Genomic DNA, 22,258 nt, shown 5'->3' with positions numbered 1-22,258 from the left:
CACGTAAATGTGCTTGGCTTTGCCCATATCAACTCCGCATAACTAACGTCGACTAGCGCGAGCCAAGCATCAGAATCAGCTTATCAGGCGGCCGGAACTTGCCGGGCTTGATACCGAGAGGCGCAAGGGCACCGAGCATCTCGAGTTTTTCGGCTGGATCGGCCCGAAGATAGATTTCGGTGCTCTGGAGTGTGGCGTGGCCAAGCCAAAGCGCTACCTTGCGGATATCCCGCGTCGCCTGAAGCATGTGCATGGCGCAGCTATGCCGCAGAACGTGCGGCGATATTGTCTTGGTAGCAAGCGATGGGACGCGATGCGATGCCTCGACCGCATGCTTAGCGAGGATATACTCGAACCCCGAGCGGGTCATCGTCCGACCGGCGTTGTTCAAGAACAGCGCGGTGTCGCCACCGACGGGCCTAACGGCGATCCAGGCGCGAATGGCGGCTACCGTCTCCTGCCAAAGTGGCAGCACGCGTTCTCGTCGGCCTTTGCCCATGACATGAATGCTGGCCGGGGACCGCCCGTCGAACTGCTTTATATCGAGGCCGACAAGCTCGGAAACGCGCAATCCGCCGGCGAATGCCAGATGCAGCATGGCGCGATCGCGTATGCCAAAGGCGGTTCGTCGATCGGGAGTATCGAGCAACGCCTGCACCTCAAGCCGCGTCAGTGACGAGACGAGTGTCTCGTCCACCTTCTTCATCGGGATGGCGTGAACGCGAAGAGCCTGGTCGAGAACAGCTGGTTCGCGGTGCTCAAGATATCGGAAGAACGACTTAACTGCCGCCAGTCGTGCGTTGCGAGAGCGGGCCTTGTTGCCGCGGTTCTGTTCGACGTGCTCGAGAAAGGCCAGAATCGTTGGGACATCAAGATCCTCGATCTGAAGCAGGCAGGGTCGCTTGCGCAGTCGGCAGGCGGCAAATGCCACCAACAACTGGAAACTGTAAGCATAGGCATCGCAGGTGTGGATGCTGGCGCGCCGTTCGCGCGGCAGGTGCTCGCGCAGGAAGGCCGTCAGTGGGGGCGCGAGCATCGTCATGCCAGTTCTCCCCGATGCAGAGACTCGCCGGCCGCCGCCACGTGCACCATCAACTCAGGCGTTGCCTGTAAATACCAGTAGGTATCGGTGACGTGGGCGTGCCCAAGATAGGTGCTGAGAGCGATGATATGGCGAGCAACCGCTTGTCCGTCGTGTGCGCATCGCTCAAGGGAACGAACCGCGAAGGTGTGACGAAGGTCGTGAATCCTCGCTCCTCGTGATCCCGGCTCTCCACGTAAGCCAGTCGCGCGGGCGATCTGCAGAAATGCCGTTATCACCGTTGGATAGGCGAGCGGCGTACCCTGATGCGAAATGAACAATGCGTCGCTCTGTGTCGGTGCCGTCAGACGCTCCGCCAAATAAATATCCAGGGCTCGTCTCGTCGTAGAATGAAGAGGTAACAGCCTGCTCTTCTTGAACTTGGTCTGGGCAATGATCAGCCCGTCATCGGTGACATCAACAAGGCGAAGGGAGATCGACTCCGAAACGCGCATGCCGGTTGCCGCGATCAGTCCAAACAGGGTGCTGTATGTGCGTGGCCTGATCGATCCAATCGGTCCGAGCGACAATGCGCCATCGATCAAACGACGGATATCAGCTTGGCTGTAGATAAAGGGAGTGCGCCGCCTATGTCCCGCCCGCCCGAAAAGATCAGCGGGTGGAACGTCGTTGAGCGGATCTTCCGCATGCAGCGCGATCGCGAAACGACGTACCGCCAGCAGGCGGTTCCGACGTTGCTCCGGAGACGGCGCAAGAAGCGCCCACTCCTGTACGCGCGCTTGCATGATATGGCGGTCGCCCCGCTCCTCGGCATATGCGACGAAGTTGCGCAGAAGAATGCCCGGTGTTCGAAACTTAAAGCCGAGGGCCTGTTGGAGCGCAGTGTGATCGGCGAGGAGCTTGCTCAGCATGTCAAATCTCCTGGCCAGGGCTGAGCGATCCGCTCAAGCATGGCGATATCCACCTTCGCGTAGTGCGCGGTCATATCGAGTGAGCGGTGTCGCAACACCGTGCCCACCGCCTCGAGCGTGGCACCGGACCGCAGCATGGAGGTTGCAGCGGAATGACGAAGCAGGCTCGCTCCCCTCGAAGGGGCATCCGTAATCCCTGCCCGCTGCAGGGCACGGGCGACAATGGTCGAGATAGAGCTTGAGATCGCGAACGGCTTGTATGGGGCAATCATCGTTAGGAAAACGGTCTCCTCTCCGACACGAGGCCGTTCCTGCTCGATATAGGCCAGAACGGCATCGCCAACGTCCTGCGGAAGCGGCAAACGCACTTGGCGCCGGGCCTTGCCGCTCACCTGCAGCATGCCGGTTGCCCAATCGAGATCCTGAAGCTTCAGCGCGGTGACATCACCAGCCCGAAGGCCCAGGCGCGCCAGAAGAAGCAGGATGGCCCGGTCGCGGAGCCGTCCGTTGGAGAACTGATCGCATGAAGCGACGACACGTTCGACATCGTTAGCCGACAGATATCGCGGCAACGACGAAAGCCGCCATTGCACAACGGGCGAGATGGCATGATCAAGGTTGGGCCGGCAGAGACCGGCGGCGGCCAGGAAGCGCAAATAGCTACGCAACGCACTGGTTATCGTTCTGAGGTCCGCAGGACCCGTTCGCTCTCGCCACTCCCGTACCACGCTGCGGATCAGCCCTGCGTTATAGTCGCGGGTCGCCTCGCCGAGCGTCGGCAGCAGGTTGGTCAGGAGACGACGATGGCGAGCGATCGTCCGTTCCGAAAGGCCGCGATGAATGCGCAACCATCGCTGATAGTCATCAAGCAAGGGATGGACCGGAGCCAAGGGCAGCGAGGCGGGTGCCGGCGCAACGGCAATATCCTGCAAGAAGGTATAGAAGCGCTTGGCGCGCCGGAAATACTTGGGCGAGATGCGCGACCATCGCCGCCCGCCGGGGCACTCGCAACGATGGTCGGCGAAACGCCGAAGCAAATCGGCATCGACCATCTGGATCGGCGTCGATGTGCTGTTGACCCAGGCAGCAAAGTGCCGGGCTGCGTCGGTGTAGCCTGAGATCGTCAGTCGTGAATAGCGGCGGTCAGCAAGTTCTGCACCAAACCGGTCGATCCACGGTGCCAGCGAACCAGGATCAAGAAACCAGCGACAATGGTCTTCCTCGCACATTTTTACTCTCCTTGTGATGTTCGACATCGCAAGGGATCATAGTTATGCGGTGATCGGTGACGACCTGGCTCGATCTAACCGATGGAAAAGATACCCGAATCTTGGCTGGAAACTCGCCGACTCCGCATAATCATGGTCAGCGCATAGTTGCGCATGTCGCACGGTGGCAGGGACAGGTAGATCTTCGTCGAAGGCGGGAGCGCCAGGCTCAATGATCCAGCTCCCGCAAGACATCGAGCACCTGTTTCAGGGCGGCCCGATCAACTTCGCCATCCACCGACACCGTCAGGCCGCACCGCCCTCGAACCTCGATCCGCCCAGCTTCTCGGGCTTTGGCCGACGGCGATGATGCTGCCAGTTCGACAGGCACGAAGCCTGCCATCGCTCCGCGGAGCAGTTGCTTGCGCCAAGTGTACAGCTGACCCGTGCCTATCCCATGCCGCCGCGCTACGGCCGATATGACAACGCCCGGCACCGTCGTCTCCTTCAGGATCGCCAGCTTCTCCTCGTCGCTCCAGTTCCGACGCCGCTCCACCTGTACAAGCGCTCCGCCATCCCCGCGACCGCTCATACGAGGCTCGTTTGACTGCTCACTGTCCATGCTCCCGCCTCCTTAAAGGCTGCAAGCTTTCCTATTTCGGTGATGCCGACAAGGCCACGTTCCGTCGGCGCTTACGACCTATCGCGCATCCGGCCTCAACCTGCTCGTCGCCGCCATCATCCTGTGGAACACCCGCTATCTCGAAATGGCGCTGGCTGACGTGGGCACTCCCGAGGAGATCGCGCGCCACATCGCGCCATTGGGCTGGGAGCATATCTCGCTGACCGGAGACTATAGCTGGAATGTGGAAGATCGGCCCGATCCGGATGCCCTGCGACCGCTGCGCGCCGTCAGTTCCCTGCTCGCCGCGTGACGTTCGCTATCCGTTCGCCCTTAGCGTGCAGATACGTTACTTTCGTGTAGTCACCCCATCTTCCATCAGTCCGATGCCGCTATCCGCGGCCATGTGTTTGTCTCGTTCCTCGCTCTGACGCTGGCCAAGGAACTGACCCGCTTGTGTCAGGAAAAGGGCTTGCAGCCCGAATGGCAGCCGCTCCTCAACGATCTCGATCGCCTTCAGGAAGCCACCATCGAAAAGGACGGCAAGGTCATTACCACCCGCACCCACGTTTCGGGCCAGGTGGGGAATGTCTTCAAGGCAACCGGCATCGCGCTGCCGGCCAATATCAGCGAACTGCCGCCGCGAACCTGAGCCTCCGCAAGCTCAACCAAACCCAAAAATGTAGTGGTAACACTCGCGCCGGTGCGTGCATGTCATTGAACAAAAATGCCTTTTCCAAAAGCACTGTTCAAGTTGGGCATGACGCATCTCTGCCTCCTGTCAGACCCAATGAAGCAGATCAGGCGATCAAATGCGAGGGTTTTTGGAGGTGCCCACCTGCGCACGGTTGGGGTAGACAGCGCTATTTCAATCGAAGTTCCCTAGAGGAGGGCTGGACGTGGCCCACGGTTCGATTGTTCAGGAGCATTGGCTTTGCTGGGCGCACTAGGGGTTCCATCATCGCTGGACGAACTCGGAAAGCTGATCGACTGGGTAGGTGAACCAGAAAGAAACGATCAGCCGTCGCTGACGATCGTATTTTCGATCACCCCAACGTCTGACACCTCAACGCGGACCACATCGCCCACTTTGAGCAGGCCATTAGTTGCCGCGCCTACACCCGATGGCGTGCCCGTCGATAGGATGTCACCGGGTTCTAGAGTCATTACCTGCGACAGATAAGCGATCTGATCGTAAATGTTGTAGATCATGTCGCCGGTCAGGGTAGACTGCCGCTCTTCACCATTGACCGTGAGGCGGAGCGTTAGTGCGTGTGGATCAAGGATTTCGTCGTCGGTTATGATCCACGGACCGATTGGGCCATGCGTGTCAAACGACTTACCGAGCGTGAAAGTGGGTGTGCGGTGTTGCCAGTCGCGTGCCGAGACATCATTGGCGACGGTGTAGCCAGCGATCACTGAACGTGCATCTTCTGGCAGCACATTGCGGCAACGCTTGCCGATCACTACCGCAAGCTCGGCCTCATAGTCCAACGCATTCGAAACAGCCGGATAAACGATCGGTGATGCTGGGCCAGTGATGCACGACACCTGCTTGTTAAACCACAGCTGGCTTGTTGGCACGGGTATGCCAGCTGCGATCGCCTCTTGCGCATGCGCTTGATAGTTCATACCGATCGCCAGAAACTTCTGCGGATCGGTGATTGGGGCTTCGAGAATGACGTTCTCCAGCGGGAGCGCCGGTTCATCTGCCGCTTCAATTGAGCCGCGGATCTCGGGCAGATCGTTCAGCAACTGCCGCATTGAGCCATGCGGCGCTATCGCACTTAGATCGACAACATTGGTGCCCACGACTTTGCCCAACCTGGTAATTCCGTTCGCAGTGTACCGAACCAGCTTCATATTCATTCCTCCCATGAACTACTTTTTCGCTACTTTGATAGGGCACTTCAGAACAAGGTACAAAGTATATAATCTAGCTGAAGACCTAGGCACACGGTTGGGGTCGACAGCGCTATTACAATCGACGTTCCCATAGCAATTTCAAAATCGGGATGCTCTTTGTTCACGCACAGCGTCCACAGCGAAGAAGATCAATCCCGACCAGATGGATCCGAACGTGAACAGGTGCAAAAGACCGAAAGGTTCATGGAATAAGAGGACGGCCTGCAGGAACTGGAGCGACGGGCCAATGTACTGGAATTGGCCTGCAAGCGAATATGGCATCTGTTTGGCTGCGACTGAGAAAAGCAGCAGCGGTACCGCCGTTACGAATCCAGTAAAAATCAATAGTACGTTGGTAGATGTGTCGCCGCCAAACACCGGTATCCCGTTTTGGGAACTTAGAAATAGCCACGCCATAGCTAGCGGTGCCATGAGAGATGTTTCGATCAGAAGGCCGCAAAGCGGATCCAAAGGAGCAACCTTTCGGATCAAGCCAGCGGTGCTGAATGTAAATGCCAGAACCATCGCGATCCACAAGCTGTTGGGGCCTTTTCCAAAAGCAAGGGCGACTACACCCACAGTAGCCAGGCCGACGGCAAATGTTTGAAGCCGCGTCAAGCGTTCGCCCAGCGCCACGACGCCAAGAACCACGGTTATCAAAGGAGTTATGAAAAAACCGAGACTGGTCTCGAGTATACGATCGTTCAGAACGGCCCAAATATACACGAGCCAGTTCACTCCAATGAGCGCCGCAGTCGCAGCAAACAACCCGACCAGACGCATATCAATCGTCCGGCGTAGCGAGGTCCATCGCCCGAGCACGCTGACGATAATTGCTAAAAGAAAAACCGACCATAGGACACGATGTGCCATGATCTGAATCGGCGGCACTGCCTGCAATTGCTTCATGTAAAACGGCATGGCTCCGTAGATCAGATAGGCCAAAGTTGCGTAAACAATACCGGATCTCAACCTTAGTTTCTGACCGGAAACCTCAGGATCTGCCGTCTGGCTCAAGGTAATACTCTTTCGATAAGAAATGTCGATTAACATGCTTGAACTAGTTCATCATCCCTATTAATTTTCCTTCGAAATGACGGCGGGATTGCGTCGTCCGATCGACCGTGGTTCTATTGCTGTTACTACGCATCTTTTAGCCCGGCAGCACTTGACCTTGCTTCGCCTCGGCCTTCTCGCTTCCGAAATCGAGTTGAGGTAGCCTGAATAGCCCTATCTGCTAAACCCCTAAAACTGGTAGCAGGGTTGGCCAAAGATCGCTGACAGATCGCGACATAATTACTCTTGCTCAATGGAGAAGAGCGGGTGCTCTGATCGCCCGCTCTTCGTCACGGAGTCACCAGGCTGTTAAAGCGCTCTCAAATCTTTTCACGATCGATGTTGCTCAACGCTAGGATCAACCGCGCCTGTCAAACATTCTCGTTATTTCGCAATGTCAGAATCGAACCTCGAACGAAGCACCTATTTTACGCGGTTGTTCGTAGAAACCGTCGGTACTGAAGGCACCCGGGCGAATAGTCTGGAAGACTTTTTCGTTAGTCAGATTGGTAACCCACAAGCTCGCCTTCCAGGCCTGGCTGTCGGGGGTCCAGAAAATCGAGGCGTTCGTAAGTGTGTAGGAAGGTTGAGAAAAAATGTTCAGGAAATCGTAATATACGCGCGAACTCCAGGAAAGATTTGCGCCTGCGCCAAATGTACCTCCACCCATCGCGGTTGTATAATCCGCCCCAAAGTTACCCGACCACTTCGGCGCCCTGGTCATCACGTTGTCGGACGCATCGGCGGTAGCAACAATGTTTCCGCCGGTGGCCCGGGGAATAAAACCCTGCGCTGCTGTGAAGTCCTTATAACGGGCATGCGTGTAGGCTACAGCAGCACGAAGTTTGAGGCCGTCAAATGGCGAAATGAAGGTTTCCAGTTCTCCGCCATAAATCTCTGCGTTTGCGGCATTCTGTAGAATGTAAGCTGGGCTATTAGCTGCTCGGGCCTGCAGCTGCAGGTTCTTATAGTCGTAGTAGTAAGTTGCGAGGTTTATCCGTAGCCAGGGCAGCGGGTCAGTTTTCAAGCCCACTTCATAGGCAGTTATTTCTTCAGGAAGAACCGGAGTGCTCAACGTCGCAGCCATGTTGTAGACGCCGCTCTTGAACGCCGTGCTGTGAGTCGCATAAACATTCGTGCGTGATGTAATTTCGTACCGGGCACCGACCTTGTAGTTGAACTTATTAAAGGTTTTGCTGACATCATTTACGACCGTATTTCCGTTCAGAATTTGCGTAAAGCTGCGTTTTTCGGTTGTATAACGTCCGCCAAGCGTAACGAAAAGGCCCCCAGCAATCTCGTAAGTTCCCTCGCCGAAACCAGCAAATGAGCGACCCGAGAGCTCGGGTTGAAGGTGCGGACCTACCAGGGGACTTGGTGGGGTTGTCGTCGAAAATGGGCTAAGATTAGAATGACCGCCGAACTGATAGAAATATCCGCCGGCAAGCCATTGAAACGGGCCTGCGTTTGTAGAGCTAAGCTTGATTTCGGAACTTCCAGACTCTGTGGCGAAGAAGGCGGGAAAGTTGCCAATGTCGATATTCGAGGCATCAGAGTCTGTTTCTTGGTACCAGCGGAGATTGAGAAAACCACTAGTCGACTCAAGGTTAACGGTTCCCAGATCGACTGAGACATGTAACGCCGCAGTCCATCGGCGCAAGTCAAGTACTGGAACGCGGGTAAGCGAGGTTTCCCAAGGGCCGCGCGGCAGAATTACACCGGGAAATGATCGACCTAAGGTGTTTCCATCGATCGGTTGTGGGGCATTTGTCGTGCTCTGCTGATCGAAAAACTCTCCGGTCAAAACCACCTTGACGTTGTCGGCTGGTTTTAGCAGAAGTTTGCTGCGGAGATCGATGACACGCTGACCGCCCAGCGTTCCGCCGCGCACAAGGTCCTTGATATAACCATCGTTCTTACGGAAGAGCGAGGCGAAGTCGAGCGCCGCCGTTTCACTGATCGGTCCCGTAACATACATTCGCGCGTCGTAGTCTCCGGCATCATTGCGCATACGGCCCACTCGAACTGAGGCCTTGCCACGAAAATCAAAACTCGGGTCAGGCGTGATTACATTAATAAGACCGCCAGTTGCGTTGCGTCCAAAAGTTGTACCTTGCGGACCGCGCAAGACCTCGACGCGCTCGACTTCGACCAGATCAATCCAGTTCGCTGCCGATTCGGGCTGATAAACGCCGTCAACATATGTCGCGATATTTGGCTCGTCACCGATCGAGATGCCGGTCGAACCGACCCCGCGGATCACCGGTTGGAACACGCCCATGTTGCGGCTGCCGATGAATCCGGGAACCACTTGGGTCAATGTGCGAAGGGTCGAAACATCCGCTGCCGCCAAGCCGGCTCCAGTAATGGCGGTGACTGCGACCGGCACATCCTGAAGGCGCGCCTCCCGACGGGTGGCGGTAACTACGATGTCCCCGAACGCCGAAGCCGGTTCTTGTTGCTGCGTCGAGGCAAGCTGAGAGCCCGTAGTTGGAGCCTGAGGCGTCTCCCCAGCAGCATCCTGTGCGATCGAAGCCGATGAGCAAAGCATTGCGCCCATGCAAGCACCTGAAAACAACACAAAACGACTCTGGTTATATTCCCGGTTCACGACATCTCTCCCCACTTTTTGACTGCAACTTATTTCAAGTGTCAGCTTACATGCATTCTATATTCGGCGAATAAGCGCAGAACGAATGCTTCCCGCCTCTGGTGCCGACTTCGAACCTTGACAACGACCCTTTGCACCGGTTTGCTAGCAAACGCAATGTACAATATGCAACAGAGATCGACTCTCCGCGCTTTTCTCAGGTGGGTTAGGGCCTGAATCGACACAATCGACTTTGACGAAGGCACCGGCTGATTACGATGTGCAACTGAAGCTGGACCCCGGCAAAAACTCTGGCGGATTTGGGGCATTCGTGATTCATTGATTGGGTAGGCATCGGAAGTAATGATCCATGGACCCCGAGTCTCTTTTCAGCCTGCATGACCATCTTGAGATGCTGAGCCGTCATGACGATCCGCTTGATGTTCTGGAACGGACCGTGGACTTTGAGTATTTGCGGGTCTGGCTGGTCGATGGGCTGAGTTATGGCGATAGCAGCACGGGCGGTCGTCCGCCGTTTGACCCTGCCGCGATGTTCAAGATCCTGATTATGCAGGCCCAACATAATCTCTCCGATGCCCGGATGGAGTATATGATCCGGCCACCGGCTGAGCTGGATGCGGTTTCTGGGTTTTGCGCTCGGCGATCGCACCCCCGACGAAACACCATCCGGCACTTTCGCAACCGGATGACGGAGACCGGGACGCTCATGCGGGTGATGAAGGCCTTCGACTGGCAACTGCACAAGAAGGCCTACATCGGCATGTCGAGGCAGATCATCGATGCCAGCCTGGTGCCAGCACCCAAGCAGCGCAACACCGATGACGAGCGGCAGGCCATCAAGGATGGCGAGTCGGCGCAGGATATCTGACTGATAACCCGGCCAAGGCGGCACAAAAGGAACACAGATGCGCGCTGGACGCTCAGGATCGGCGGGAAGGTGCGCTATAAGGATTGCAAGCCGCTGCCGATGTCGCCTTGCCGGTGTTCGGGTATAAAAGCCATATCAGCATCGACCGCCGGTATGGCTAGCCGATCGTATGCTGACCAGTCGCATCCACCGTCGCAAGCCCAAGGAAAGTCCATGCCCAAGGCCACCGCCCGCGCAAATGCCGCAAGTCCGCGATCCGTGCCAGGATCGAGCATGTGTTCGCGCATCAGAAAAACCGCTTCGGGCTGTTCATTCGCACCATCGGAATCAAGCGGGCTGAGGCGAAACTGACATTGGCCAATCTGGCCTATAACTTCAACCGCCTGATCTTCCACGAACGACGCGCCGTCAAAGCATGAATCTGCCCTGAAACCCGGAAACGGCTATGTGAAATGTCCTATCCGGTGACCGAAAGCCGCCCGCGAGAGCGCCCAGCGCCGCGCTCATACCGTCATCACCGCAACGGCAGCAACAAAACGCCGGTTTTTGCGGGTGCCCAGCTAATCGCCTCGGGGCACCCATGCGACCTGCACTCGCCCCGCTCGACCTTATCCTATTTAGAAGTCGAATTTGACGTTCTCGGGAACGCCGGGGGCGGGATCGTCGGCAACCATCCTCACCCCATCGATTACGATAGGGCTGGCCACCCCGGGCTTACCATCGTGTTCAATCGCCATGCCTCTCGCGATAACCTGCGGGTTCGCAAATACCTCGTCCAACTCATTGATCGGACCTGCAGGAATCCCTGCACCATCGAGCCGTTCGAAGAGATCGTCCCGGCTCCATTTCGCGGTGATCTCTTCGAGCGCTATGATCAAATCCACGCGGTTGCGGATCCTTTGTGGATTATTGCTGAACCGCTCATCTTCGTGCAGTGTCACGTTCAGTACACGACAAAGCGCAGCAAACTGGCCATCGTTCCCGACTGCGATGATCAGATCTCCATCACGGGTCGGGAACGCTTGATAGGGTACCAAATTAGCGTGGCCATTGCCTACCCGGCGTGGCACTACTCCCGAGGTCATCCAGTTGAGCGCCTGATTACCCATGACGCTGACTTGGGTATCTAGCAGCGCCATATCGATATGTGCGCCGACGTGCATTTCGCGACGCCGGTTCAGTGCTGCCAGAATTGCCACCGCGCTGTAGACCCCGGTGAAAAGATCGGCGGCAGCGATCCCGGCCTTCTGCGGCTCGCGCTCCGGTTCACCGGTCATCGACATGAGCCCGCCCATCGCTTGTGCGATATAGTCATATCCCGGGCGGGCAGCATATGGCCCGGTTTGCCCAAACCCGGTGATAGAACAAGTAATGAGATGTGGATTAAGCGCTGACAACGAGGGATGATCAAGTCCGTATTTCGCCAGCCCCCCGACCTTATAATTCTCGATCATGATATCGGCCCCTCCCGCAAGACGGCGGATGGCAGCCTGACCCTCGGGGATTGTGATATCAATCGCGATGGACCTTTTCCCCCGATTAGCCGAATGAAAATAGGCCGCGCCAAGGTTATCGCCACCGTCGGACATTACAAAGGGTGGCCCCCAATGTCGGGTGTCGTCTCCGCTTCCAGGGCGCTCTATCTTGATCACTTCGGCGCCGAGATCCGCAAGCAGTTGCCCGCACCATGGCCCGGCAAGGATCCTGGCAAGCTCAAGCACCCTGATGCCGGCAAGCGGCTTTCCAGATGCTTCGCTTTGTGCGGAGCGCCAGTCACACTGCTTCATTTTGCACCAGCGACCGCTGTATCGATGCGGCAACGCCAGTCCCGCGCAAGGTCTCCTGCGGCCTTTGCCAAAGTGAAAGAGTCTATACCCACCGCTAGGAACCGGGCACCGCCTTCCAAATATTGCTGCACCAGACGCTCATCGCGCGACAGGATGCCGCAGGGAATGCCGGTGGCCCGAATTCGGTCGAGAGCCGCTCCGGTGGCCTGGGCGAGAGCTGAGGCGTTAGCGGGCCCGAGCAGGCCGAGCGAGGCAGCCAGATCAGCAGGGCCGATAAACAGTGCATCAATGCCATCGACTGCCGCAATGGCTTCGAGATTCTTGATCGCTTCGGCCGTCTCGATCTGGGCGATGATACACAGTTGCTCGTTCGCGTCTGCCACATAAGCGGGAAAGCGGCCCCAGCGTGCGGCACGCGCACCACCGATCCCGCGATCGCCGTCCGGCGGATAGCGCGAAGCCTTTACGATTGAAGCTGCTTGCGTTGCGTTATCAACCATCGGAACCATGATCGTCTGTGCACCTAGGTCCAGGATCTGGTGGATCGTCACCGGATCGTGGCCAGGAACGCGCACGATTGCTGAGCAGTCCGATACGGTGTCAACCGCGCGCAGTTGATGGGCAATCCCTGGCAGCGTCTGCGCGCCGTGCTCGGCATCGATCAGAACCCAATCGTAGCCAAGACCTGCGCAGATTTCCGCGATGTCGGGATTGGCGAGCGCGAGCCAGAAGCCGAGCTGCGGCAAGCCGTCACTGAGTTTATTCTTGAAGTGGTTTTGCGGTGTCAGCATCGCCCTGCCTCAGATAAACCGGAAGCCTATGGCACCCAACGGCCCGAAATCGGCGCTGAACACATCACCCGGGCGGGCTTCGACAGGGCGGGTGAACGAACCACCGAGCACCACTTCGCCCGCCTCGAGCGTCTGGCCCCATGGCGAGAGCCGGTTGGCTAGCCACGCCACGCCGATTGCCGGATTGTTGAGCACGCCCGCAGCAACCCCAGTCTCCTCGATCACACCGTTCCGGGTCAGCAGCGCACTGACCCAGCGCATGTCGATCTTGTCAGGTCGCATCGGCAACCCTCCCATGATAATCCCGGCGTTGGCGGCGTTGTCACTTATAGTGTCCTGCACTTTGCGACGCCCCCCGGTTTCGGGGTCAGTAGGAAAGGTGCGGCTGTCAATTACCTCCACTGCGGGAATAACATATTCGGTCGCCCGGAGTACGTCAAAGATGGTCGCGCGGGGCCCTTCGATCCTTCTGCCCAGCACGAAAGCAAGCTCGACCTCGACCTTGGGAGTGATAAACCGTTCACAAGGCACGTCGCTTCCTTGCTCAAACACCATATCATCGAGCAGTGTGCCGTAATCGGGTTCGGTAATTCCGGCAGCTTGCTGCATCGCTCGCGACGTCAAACCAATCTTGTGGCCGATGACCTTTCTCCCAGACGCGAGCTTAAGGTCTACCCATCGTTTGCTGATGCGATAGCCGTCGGCAATGGACATTTCCGGACAGCGCTGTGAGAACTGGCGGATCTGCTGACGCGACTGTTCGGCCTGATCGAGTTCAGCCGCAAAAACGCCGACTTCGGCTTCGCTGAGACCCGCCCCGACCATGCCGGGTCCGTCACTGCGGCGGTCCATAAATTGCTCCTCATCCCCGATCTGTATTGGCAAACGCATTGCACAGTTATAAACGCTAGTCTATAGCCCGGCGGCAGAACAGACCGTACTTGGCAGAACGACACTTGATTTGGAGGAGAGGCATGATGGCAGGCGATACGAGCGTGAGAGAAGAGAAAATAACCGGTCGCGGACTGACTTCTCACACCCTGCTTGCCGGCGACCGGAGCAAGCCTGCTATTCTTCTGCTGCATGGAGCAGGGCCGGGTGCCCATGCCGGTTCCAACTGGCTCCACCTCATGCCCGACTTGGCGGAGAATTTCTTCGTGATCGCGCCCGACCTAATTGGCTTTGGGCAGTCAGTTATACCTGATCCTTGGCCAGACAACGTAATGGCGTGGATCGGAACGCGAGTTGAACAGTGTTTCGGCTTGCTTGAAGCGCTTGGGATCGAAAAGGCCCACGTCGTCGGCAACTCGATGGGCGGTGCGCTCACCTTGCAGATGATGAGCGAAGAGCCCGACCGTATCGATCGTGTGGTCCTGATGGGGTCGATCGGCGCACCTGGCCCGCGGACTCCGGAACTAATCCGTCTGCTTTCCTTTTATTCCGATCCTCGGCCGTCCCGTTACCGCCAGCTGATGCACAGTTTCGCGCATGATGCCGACAAATTCGAAGGCATGGAGGAGATCGTCAGTAACAGGTACAAGATTGCCACCGATCCCGAGATTATGAAGACTGCGGTCAAAATGATCGATTCGATGAAGCAGGGAATGGAGGGGCTTAATATGCCGCCGTCGATGCTTTGCAAGATGCCGCATAAGGTTTTGATCTTCCACGGAAGGCAGGACCGCATCGTTCCGCTCGACACCAGCCTGTACCTTATAGAGCATCTGAAGCATGCCGAACTGTACGTACTCGACCGGTCGGGCCATTGGTCGCAGCTCGAGCGCTGGGACGTCATGCGCCCGATGATGGAAATACATTTCGGCGCGCGCACCTTCTGATGCTTCCGTTGTTCCGGCATCGGGTTGCCGGGCGGGCGTGATGCTCTGCATTCGTTTGTCTGGTTCGGCGTGGGGGTGACCAATATGGCCCAGACAGCGGCCTCGGCATTTTGGCAGTTCTCGCTGGATCTGTATGCTAGGCCGCACGTGTCCACGCTGTGCCTCGCGTTGCAGGATAAACATGGCTTCGATGTCAACCTGTTGCTGTTCTGCCTGTGGTCGGCTCAGGTTTCCAAAGTGGCGCTCGATAGTTCCGAGATCAGTGAGCTTCTTGACAGAATATCGCCGCTCAATGACAACCTTGTGCATCCCGTGCGAAGCGCCAGGCGATGGGTTCGCCTGTGCATCGCCGGATCGCCGGAGACCGATCCTGCCGTTGAACTGGTCAAGGTCTACGCGTCGCTGAAGGCGGTCGAACTGCAATCGGAACGCCAAGTCCAGTCAGCGCTGGCCGGTCTTTCGCGGCAAACTGCCAACCGGGATCGGACCACACAACAAAGCGCTGCATCGGCGAATTTATGCATTTACCGTCAGGTAATCGCGGCACCCGACGCAGCGGCCGTCCTGTTATCGCAATTGGTCTTTATGGCTTTCGCGCCACCTATCAAACCCGGCGTTTCGCTGACATGATACTGAGGGACAAGCTCGAAATTTTCATCGCTGGGTCAATCATCCTTGCCTTGATTTAGGCCGCATCTTTCCCGTCCACGCGGCTAATAAACGAACCTGGTGGCACAGTTACCTTAAACGGGTGCGTCAAACACCGCCTTACCGGTCGTGGGATCGAATGGCACCGAAAGATTGTGGTATACAACCAGCCATTTTCCGTTGACCTTGCGGTAACAGTCGACCTGCCGGAAAACCCAGTCCTGAACTTTGTTCATAGCGATATTGGTGAACACGACCCGCTGGGTACTGAAAGCATAGGCGATGTCATGATCTGTACTGATAGACATTTTAAGGATCGTAGCTCGCAGATCTTTAGTTCCCGCAAAGAGCGTGGTCGCCGCGGTGGCCACCGCTTTGCTGCCTCGGGCCTGGCCTGGAAAGAATGCATCCATCACAGCGTCAGGCGCGAAATCTTTCAAAAATTCCGCTGCGGTCTGCGCAGCAGCCATGTCTTGCTCGATCTTCAGAATCTTTGCCTCATCGGGATTTTCTGCAGCGTGAGCGGTGCTCGCAACTGCAAGCAGCAAAGGCAGGAACGCTGCTCGGATGGATTTCATCACGCATCTCCACATCTTGTTGCGGTCAAATGACTGGTGCAGTCTATTCTAAAATGCAGCAAGTATACAAGAATTGAGCGAACCTTCCGAACCGGTCGGCGGGCAGGCTCCGCCTCGCTTCTTGACCGGCACCAAGATCAGGTGCCCTCAACGATAAATGCCGCACTGGTAGAGGCAGAAAGCCTCATCGAAGCCAGTTTTTGATATTCGTCGGATCGGTACCAGCTCTGAGCCTCCTCAAGAAAAGCAAACCGGATAATCACTGCTCCCTTCGGAGGCGATCCTTCCAGAGTTTCGGCGACGACCGGGCCGGCCATGAACGAAACGCCCTGCGTCCCAAGCAGATACTGAGCCTGTTCCTTATATTGATTCATCAACTCCGGATTCGAAATTTCCTCGGTCACGATGACGACATAAGCTGCCATATTAGTATCTCCTTGCCTAAGCTTTCGGCCCATTGTCATGAATTCAGTCCGCAAAGATCGAAACCCATCGCTCGAGCACGGTAAGCTAACATGCTCGGGAAACTATCCGTCATCGGTTAAATTTAAACGGGATACAACGGTTAGGCGAAACTTCTCGATCATGGCTCCTGGTTGCCTATTACCAGATATGCATCTCCGGCATTCAGTCGAAAAAGCGGTTGCTTGGGCGGGGGAGGCCCAAATGGTCACGCAGCGTCGTGCCTTCATACTCGGTTCGAAAAAGGCCGCGCCGCTGAAGTTCCGGGATGACTTGATCCACGAAAAGGTCGAGCCCTTCAGGCAAAAAAGGAAACATGATATTGAAGCCGTCGGCCCCAGACTCGTACAGCCACTGCTCCATATCGTCGGCGATCGACGCCGGCGTGCCTACGAACGCGAGACCGGCATAACTCCCAGCGGTCGCCGCCAGTTGCCGAATGGTCAGATTCTGTGTTCTGGCCATCTCCAGCAATCTGTCGCGAGCGGTCTTGCTGGCATTCGTTTCGGGAATTTCGGGCAACGGGCCATCGGGATCAAAGCCCGAAACGTCAAAGTTCAGCGCACCCGACAGCGAATGGATGCCGCTGTCATAATGGACCAGGCTGTCAAGATGCGCTCGCTTGGCTCGTGCTTCCTCGATCGTATCGCCCACCACGACAAAGGCGGCAGGTAGAATCTTGAGAAGGCCGGGATCGCGTCCGACTCTTCTCATCCTGTCCTTGACGTCTGCATAGAAGCGCTTGGCGCCTTCGAGCGTGTTTTCGGCCCCGAACACGGCTTCTGCCGTCTCGGCGGCGAGTTGGCGGCCCGGTTCGGAAGCACCTGCCTGCACAATTACGGGCCAGCCCTGCACGGGGCGCGCGATGTTGAGTGGGCCGCGCACCGAAAAATGCGCTCCCTTGTGGCGGAGCACATGGAGCCGATCCGGATCAAAATAGATGCCGCTTTCAGCGTCGCGGACAAATGCGTTGTCGGCGAAGCTATCCCAAAGTCCGGTAACGACATCGTAAAATTCGCGCGCACGGGCGTATCGCGCAGCATGATCGGGCTGGTCTTCATAGCCAAAATTCTTCCCATTGTCGGGATTGGCTGTCGTAACAACGTTCCATCCTGCGCGTCCGCCGCTTAAATGATCGAGCGACGCAAACCGCCGCGCGACATGGAATGGCTCCTCGAAGGTTGTCGACGCAGTAGCGACTAAGCCGATCCGTTCCGTCACCCCGGCAAGCGCCGAGAGCAAGGTAAAAGGCTCGTATGACGTGACGGTATGGCTACGTTTCAAGGCTTCAACCGGCATATTGAGAACGCCTAGGTGATCGGCCATGAAAAAAGCGTCAAATTTGCCCTCTTCAAGCTTCTGGGCGAAGCGCTTCAAGGCAGCAAAATTGAAATTGGCGTCATGTATCGCGCCGGGATAGCGCCATGCTCCTGTATGCATACTAACTGGGCGCATGAAAGCGCCGAGGTGAAGCTGTCGAGAGTGAGCCATGTTCAATTTCCTGTAACCCGCTGGTAGGTGCGCCGATGATCTGCGCGCTCGGCGTGACCGTCACAACGGTACAAATGATCGAGATGCTTCCAAGGCGACAGATCTTACGCCGTTTCCCTGATTTATGCGGTCCGGATCCAAACTGGGATCCGCACTTGGTTGACAGCGGCGTCCCAAAATCATATGGGAAACGCGATGTACAATATGCAAAATAAAATGCAATTGCAAGATGCTATAGCTCAGCAAGGAGATAGGACATGAGTGCTTTTGCGCGATACGTCTCCTTTATCCGGTGCTCGGCGCCAGCAATGTGGAACTCCCCGACTTTGCTCCTTTGCGTCGCGTCCGTCTGCTGGGCTATGAACCCCATTATTGGGCGGGCGGTGCGCGACCTTGCGTCTCCTTTGTCACTCGCATTCTGGCGGTGGATGGTCGCTTTTTTGTGCGTGCTACCCTTCGCCTGGCGTCATCTCAAGGTTGACGTCCAAACGCTGCGTGCTTCCTGGCTCCTTGTCACGCTGCTCGGTTTTTTCGGTGTCGGGCTGTTTGCCTACATCGTCTACAGCGGCCTGCAATACACTACCGCTACAAACAACCTGCTGTTGCAATCGATCATGCCGATCATGATCCTTTTGATGCCGACGGTGCTGTTTGGGGAGCGGCTGCTACCCCTCCTCGCTTTAAGCGCTGCGATGTCGTTCGCGGGGATCATGTGGATCGTGACCAAGGGTCATCCCTTCAATCTAGTAGGGGGCATCTCGGTCAATCGCGGGGACTTGCTTTCCGTGGCAGGGGTATTTCTCTATTCGGCTTATGCCACCTTCCTTCGCAAGGTTCCGGCTGTACACCACCTCTCATTGCTAGCGGCGCTGTTCGCGATCGGCGCCGGCTCGCTGGCACTTCCCTACATCTCCACGCTGGCCAGAAATGGCCTGTCGATGCCGCCAATGAAACTGGCGGCGGCCATACTGTATGTCGGAGTTTTCCCTTCGCTCGTTGCTTACGCTCTTTTTAACCGTTCGGTGACGCTGATCGGATCCGTTCGTGCCGGGGCCTACATGAACCTCCCGCCAGTCTTGGGTGTGGGCCTTGCGATGCTGCTTCTTGGCGAAGGCATTGCATCCTATCATTTCATTGGTGCCCTTCTAATCATCGGCGCGATCGCCGTTTCACGCGGGTACCGCCCCAGAGCCAACGCGTGATCAGACCAAGAAAGTACTAGATATGACGGTCGGACGAGGCAATCTGGAGTATAGTGATATTTATCGTCGGGCCTCCGAAGACCCGGTGGGTTTTTGGGCGGAGGCCGCGCGCGCGATCGACTGGTTCGTTAAGCCCCGGCTTGTTTACGATGAACAGAAGGGTTGGTTTTCCGACGGGATCCTCAACACTTGTCATAATTGTCTAGACAGGCATGTCGACGCTGGTCGTGGCGATGCGGTAGCGCTGACCTATGACAGCCCAGTCACCGGCGCACTACGATCCTTCACCTATTCGCAACTTTTGTACGAAACCGGGCGGGTGGCAGCGATGCTAGCCGCGCTGGGTGTGACCAAGGGCGATCGCGTCGTCATCTTCATGCCGATGATACCTGAGACGGCATTCGCGATGCTGGCCTGCGCGCGTCTCGGGGCGATCCATTCCGTGGTGTTCGGCGGATTCGCCGCGCCGGAGTTGGCCAAGCGTATCGACGACGCCAAACCGAAGCTTATCCTGACCGCTTCGTGCGGGATAGAGGGCACACGGGCGATCGCCTACAAGCCACTGGTCGATGAGGCTGTTGCTCTTTCGTTGCAGGGTATCCAGCATGTCGTCCTTCTGCAGCGCGACCGGCTGGCTGCCGATCTTGATCATGCCCACGATATCGACTGGCAGGAATTGCGCAGCCGCACCGCCGGTGAACCTCAGCCTGCCTGCGCGCCGGTAGGCGCGACCGATCCGCTTTATATCCTCTACACGTCGGGGACGACAGGAACGCCTAAGGGTGTCGTAAGAGAAAACGGCGGCAACGCGGTGGCGCTCTCATGGTCCTTGGCAAATGTCTATGGAATTGGCCCGGGCGACGCCTTCTGGGCTGCATCCGACGTCGGCTGGGTCGTGGGCCACAGCTATATCGTCTATGGCCCGCTGTTGGTTGGCGGGACAGCCATCCTGTTCGAGGGAAAGCCGGTCGGAACGCCCGATGCCGGCACCTTTTGGCGGACGATCGTGCGCAACAAGGCCAAGGCTTTTTTCACCGCGCCCACTGCCATTCGGGCGATTCGCAAGGAAGACCCTGAAGCGAAATTCCTGAAGGACATCGGCACCGGTGATTGCCGTGTGATCTTCCTTGGCGGCGAACGTGCTGACCCCGCGACCATCGCCTGGCTCGAACGAGCAAGTGGATTGCCGGTCATTGATCACTGGTGGCAGACCGAATTGGGATGGCCGGCCATTGCATCGTGTTTTGCCATAGGCGACTTGCGTCGTAAACCGGGCAGCGCTGGACATGCGGTGCCCGGATATGAATTTGCTATCCTCGATGACTATGGCAGTCCAGTGGACGATGGCGAAAATGGCAATGTTGTTATTCGCGCGCCCCTTCCGCCTGGTGCCTTCCGTACATTGTGGAACAACCCGGCCGGATTTGCCAAAAACTTCGCCAGTTTCCCCGGCTTCTACGAAACCGGTGATTCCGGCTATCGCGACGACGCCGGCTTTCTCCACATCATGGGACGTACCGATGACGTCATCAATGTCGCGGGCCATCGCCTTTCTACCGGACAGATGGAGGAGATTGTGGCGCGACTCCCTGATGTTGCCGAGTGCGCGTTGGTCGGCGCGAAAGATCCTGTCAAAGGCATGGTTCCTGTTGCATTCGTAACCACGCGCAGAGGTTCGGCCGATGATGGGATAATTTCCAAGCTCGCGATCGACGCTGTTCGCGCCGAGTTGGGTGCCGTGGCGGCACTGAAAACCGTTTACGTTGTCGACCAATTGCCAAAGACGCGCTCTGGCAAGATTCTCCGGAACCTTTTGCGGAGGATCGTCGATCAGGAACCTTTCACTCTGCCGCCGACAATAGACGACGCCGATATACCCCAGGCCATCGCCTTGCGAGTGAATGGCGCCTGATCATTGTTTACGTGGCCGCGGCCATCCCGGTCAAACCGGAAGAACCGATTTAACGCGGTGCCCCGCTCCGAGCTTGAACTCCACCCAGCGGCGAACCCTCAGAAAAAGGCCTGCAGACCCGTCTGAGCGCGTCCCAGAATCAGCGCATGGACATCATGCGTACCCTCATAGGTATTAACCGTCTCCAGGTTCATCATGTGGCGTATAACCTGATAATCCTCTGAAATACCGTTGCCGCCATGCATGTCGCGGGATTGGCGGGCGATGTCGAGCGCCTTCCCGCAATTGTTGCGCTTCAAGATAGAAATCATCTCGGGCTCCATCCGCCCCTCGTCGAAAAGGCGACCGACACGCAACGAGGCCTGCAGTCCCAGCGCAATTTCGGTCTGCATGTCGGCAAGCTTCTTCTGAAACAGCTGGGTCTGCGCGAGCGGCCGCCCAAATTGCTTGCGGTCCAGGCCATATTGGCGCGCGGCATGCCAGCAGAACTCAGCTGCGCCCAACACACCCCAGCTAATGCCATAACGAGCTCGGTTCAGGCAGCCAAACGGCCCGCCGAGGCCCTCGACATGCGGTAACAGCGCTTCCTCGCCGACCTCGACCTCGTTCATGATGACCTCCCCAGTAATAGAGGCGCGAAGCGACAGCTTGCCACCGATCTTGGGCGCCGACAGTCCTTTCGTTCCCTTCTCCAGGACGAAGCCGCGGATATTGCCACCGTGCGCATCGGACTTCGCCCAGATTACGAATACGTCAGCGATCGGCGCGTTGGATATCCAGGTCTTCGCACCGTTGATCCGGTAGCCGCCCTCGATCTTTGTCGCGCTGGTAGTCATGCCGCTGGGGTCAGATCCGGCTTGGGGCTCTGTCAACCCGAAGCAGCCTATCCATTCTCCCGACGCGAGTTTCGGCAGAAATCCGCGCTTCTGTTCTTCCGAGCCATAGGCAAAGATCGGGTGCATCACAAGCGACGATTGCACCGACATCATCGAGCGATACCCCGAGTCGACGCGCTCCACCTCGCGTGCAATTAACCCGTAGGCGACATAACCGACTCCTGCGCCGCCATACTCGGGCGGAACCGTGGGACCAAGCAGTCCAAGCTCCCCCATCTCGCTGAAAATCGCAAGGTCCGTCCGCTCCTCTCGGAACGCGTCAATGACACGCGGTTGTAGCCGCTCTTGCGCGTAGCTCCGCGCAGCATCACGGATCATGCGTTCGTCACTGGTGAGCTGGTCGTCAATAAGAAAGGGATCAATCCATTGAAAGCTCCCGTGTACTTGTAGCTCAGGTTCGCTCATTTCCGGACCTTTATTTTATTGCTCA

The 22,258-nt window shown here is 57.2% G+C and carries 21 protein-coding genes and 1 pseudogene; 8 read left to right on the top strand and 14 right to left on the bottom strand.

Annotated elements, in window-relative coordinates:
- Nucleotides 1–52: 52 nt before the first annotated feature.
- The 4 genes from CEQ44_RS04535 to CEQ44_RS04520 form a co-directional block, all read right to left on the bottom strand.
- Nucleotides 53–1,042, bottom strand: coding sequence for a tyrosine-type recombinase/integrase (locus CEQ44_RS04535; RefSeq protein ID WP_088190064.1), 990 nt, complete (start codon nt 1,040–1,042; stop codon nt 53–55).
- Nucleotides 1,039–1,953 (bottom strand): tyrosine-type recombinase/integrase, encoded by a 915-nt coding sequence (locus CEQ44_RS04530; protein WP_088190065.1) that lies wholly within the window; start codon nt 1,951–1,953, stop codon nt 1,039–1,041. The genes CEQ44_RS04535 and CEQ44_RS04530 overlap by 4 nt, the downstream gene beginning before the upstream one ends.
- Nucleotides 1,947–3,182: a tyrosine-type recombinase/integrase gene (locus CEQ44_RS04525; protein ID WP_088190066.1), complete on the bottom strand. Its 1,236-nt coding sequence runs from the start codon at nt 3,180–3,182 to the stop codon at nt 1,947–1,949. Before CEQ44_RS04525 ends, CEQ44_RS04530 begins: the two co-directional genes overlap by 7 nt.
- Nucleotides 3,183–3,390: 208 nt before the next feature.
- A complete protein-coding gene (locus CEQ44_RS04520) occupies nt 3,391–3,783 on the bottom strand; it encodes a transposase (protein WP_088190067.1) in 393 nt (130 codons plus the stop codon).
- A 79-nt stretch (nt 3,784–3,862) separates the two neighbouring features.
- Here CEQ44_RS04520 and CEQ44_RS04515 point away from each other — a divergent pair.
- Nucleotides 3,863–4,096 (top strand): annotated as a pseudogene (locus CEQ44_RS04515) (Tn3 family transposase); the annotation flags it as partial.
- Nucleotides 4,097–4,189: 93 nt separating this feature from the next.
- Nucleotides 4,190–4,435, top strand: coding sequence for a hypothetical protein (locus tag CEQ44_RS04510; RefSeq protein ID WP_235955276.1), 246 nt, complete (start codon nt 4,190–4,192; stop codon nt 4,433–4,435).
- A gap of 365 nt (nt 4,436–4,800) precedes the next feature.
- On the opposite strand, the gene CEQ44_RS04505 is transcribed toward CEQ44_RS04510, so the two are convergent.
- The 3 genes from CEQ44_RS04505 to CEQ44_RS04495 form a co-directional block, all read right to left on the bottom strand.
- Nucleotides 4,801–5,646, bottom strand: coding sequence for a fumarylacetoacetate hydrolase family protein (locus tag CEQ44_RS04505; protein WP_088190080.1), 846 nt, complete (start codon nt 5,644–5,646; stop codon nt 4,801–4,803).
- Nucleotides 5,647–5,787: 141 nt separating this feature from the next.
- On the bottom strand, nt 5,788–6,741 hold the full coding sequence (rarD, locus tag CEQ44_RS04500) for an EamA family transporter RarD (RefSeq protein WP_088190068.1): 954 nt from the start codon (nt 6,739–6,741) through the stop codon (nt 5,788–5,790).
- A gap of 400 nt (nt 6,742–7,141) precedes the next feature.
- Entirely contained in the window at nt 7,142–9,355 is a 2,214-nt protein-coding gene (locus CEQ44_RS04495; protein WP_254913716.1) for a TonB-dependent receptor, read from the bottom strand.
- A 349-nt stretch (nt 9,356–9,704) separates the two neighbouring features.
- Here CEQ44_RS04495 and CEQ44_RS04490 point away from each other — a divergent pair, with 349 nt between their 5' ends.
- Together CEQ44_RS04490 and CEQ44_RS24250 are read left to right on the top strand one after the other, a co-directional pair.
- The gene (locus CEQ44_RS04490) at nt 9,705–10,223 is read left to right on the top strand and encodes a transposase (RefSeq protein ID WP_088190070.1); all 519 of its coding nucleotides are present in this window, start codon (nt 9,705–9,707) and stop codon (nt 10,221–10,223) included.
- 275 nt (nt 10,224–10,498) lie between these two features.
- Nucleotides 10,499–10,642 (top strand): hypothetical protein, encoded by a 144-nt coding sequence (locus CEQ44_RS24250; protein WP_176401085.1) that lies wholly within the window; start codon nt 10,499–10,501, stop codon nt 10,640–10,642.
- Nucleotides 10,643–10,840: 198 nt separating this feature from the next.
- Here CEQ44_RS24250 and CEQ44_RS04480 read toward each other — a convergent pair whose 3' ends face one another.
- Genes CEQ44_RS04480 through hpaH form a run of 3 tightly spaced genes read right to left on the bottom strand, consistent with a single transcriptional unit; the run spans nt 10,841 to nt 13,626 of the window.
- Nucleotides 10,841–12,010 carry a CaiB/BaiF CoA-transferase family protein gene (locus tag CEQ44_RS04480; protein WP_088190072.1) on the bottom strand — a complete coding sequence of 390 codons (1,170 nt, stop codon included), beginning with the start codon at nt 12,008–12,010 and terminating at the stop codon, nt 10,841–10,843.
- Complete coding sequence (locus CEQ44_RS04475; RefSeq protein ID WP_088190073.1) at nt 12,007–12,801, bottom strand: HpcH/HpaI aldolase/citrate lyase family protein; 795 nt, start codon at nt 12,799–12,801, stop codon at nt 12,007–12,009. The genes CEQ44_RS04480 and CEQ44_RS04475 overlap by 4 nt, the downstream gene beginning before the upstream one ends.
- Before the next feature lie 9 nt (nt 12,802–12,810).
- Complete coding sequence (gene hpaH, locus CEQ44_RS04470; protein ID WP_088190081.1) at nt 12,811–13,626, bottom strand: 2-oxo-hept-4-ene-1,7-dioate hydratase; 816 nt, start codon at nt 13,624–13,626, stop codon at nt 12,811–12,813.
- A gap of 152 nt (nt 13,627–13,778) precedes the next feature.
- Here hpaH and CEQ44_RS04465 point away from each other — a divergent pair, with 152 nt between their 5' ends.
- Together CEQ44_RS04465 and CEQ44_RS04460 are read left to right on the top strand one after the other, a co-directional pair.
- The gene (locus CEQ44_RS04465) at nt 13,779–14,639 is read left to right on the top strand and encodes an alpha/beta fold hydrolase (RefSeq protein WP_088190082.1); all 861 of its coding nucleotides are present in this window, start codon (nt 13,779–13,781) and stop codon (nt 14,637–14,639) included.
- 84 nt (nt 14,640–14,723) lie between these two features.
- Complete coding sequence (locus CEQ44_RS04460) at nt 14,724–15,269, top strand: TIGR02444 family protein (RefSeq protein WP_088190083.1); 546 nt, start codon at nt 14,724–14,726, stop codon at nt 15,267–15,269.
- Between the two features lie 113 nt (nt 15,270–15,382).
- Here CEQ44_RS04460 and CEQ44_RS04455 read toward each other — a convergent pair whose 3' ends face one another.
- The 3 genes from CEQ44_RS04455 to CEQ44_RS04445 all read right to left on the bottom strand — a co-directional run bounded on the left by CEQ44_RS04455 (nt 15,383) and on the right by CEQ44_RS04445 (nt 17,818).
- On the bottom strand, nt 15,383–15,865 hold the full coding sequence (locus CEQ44_RS04455; RefSeq protein WP_176401086.1) for a nuclear transport factor 2 family protein: 483 nt from the start codon (nt 15,863–15,865) through the stop codon (nt 15,383–15,385).
- A 137-nt stretch (nt 15,866–16,002) separates the two neighbouring features.
- Nucleotides 16,003–16,290 carry a DUF1330 domain-containing protein gene (locus CEQ44_RS04450; protein ID WP_176401087.1) on the bottom strand — a complete coding sequence of 96 codons (288 nt, stop codon included), beginning with the start codon at nt 16,288–16,290 and terminating at the stop codon, nt 16,003–16,005.
- Nucleotides 16,291–16,492: 202 nt separating this feature from the next.
- Entirely contained in the window at nt 16,493–17,818 is a 1,326-nt protein-coding gene (locus CEQ44_RS04445; protein ID WP_088190075.1) for an LLM class flavin-dependent oxidoreductase, read from the bottom strand.
- A 257-nt stretch (nt 17,819–18,075) separates the two neighbouring features.
- On the opposite strand from CEQ44_RS04445, the gene CEQ44_RS04440 reads away from it, so the two are divergent.
- Both CEQ44_RS04440 and CEQ44_RS04435 read left to right on the top strand, forming a co-directional pair.
- Nucleotides 18,076–19,020, top strand: coding sequence for a DMT family transporter (locus CEQ44_RS04440; protein ID WP_088190076.1), 945 nt, complete (start codon nt 18,076–18,078; stop codon nt 19,018–19,020).
- Between the two features lie 22 nt (nt 19,021–19,042).
- Nucleotides 19,043–20,932: an AMP-binding protein gene (locus CEQ44_RS04435; protein WP_088190077.1), complete on the top strand. Its 1,890-nt coding sequence runs from the start codon at nt 19,043–19,045 to the stop codon at nt 20,930–20,932.
- A gap of 98 nt (nt 20,933–21,030) precedes the next feature.
- On the opposite strand, the gene CEQ44_RS04430 is transcribed toward CEQ44_RS04435, so the two are convergent.
- Complete coding sequence (locus tag CEQ44_RS04430; RefSeq protein WP_088190078.1) at nt 21,031–22,233, bottom strand: acyl-CoA dehydrogenase; 1,203 nt, start codon at nt 22,231–22,233, stop codon at nt 21,031–21,033.
- Between the last annotated feature and the right edge of the window lie 25 nt (nt 22,234–22,258).

It is taken from the genome of Sphingobium sp. Z007, assembly GCF_900013425.1.
Lineage (GTDB): Bacteria > Pseudomonadota > Alphaproteobacteria > Sphingomonadales > Sphingomonadaceae > Sphingobium.
Note: the sequence above shows the minus strand (reverse complement) of the source record. Positions and strands in the feature narration are given on the sequence as shown.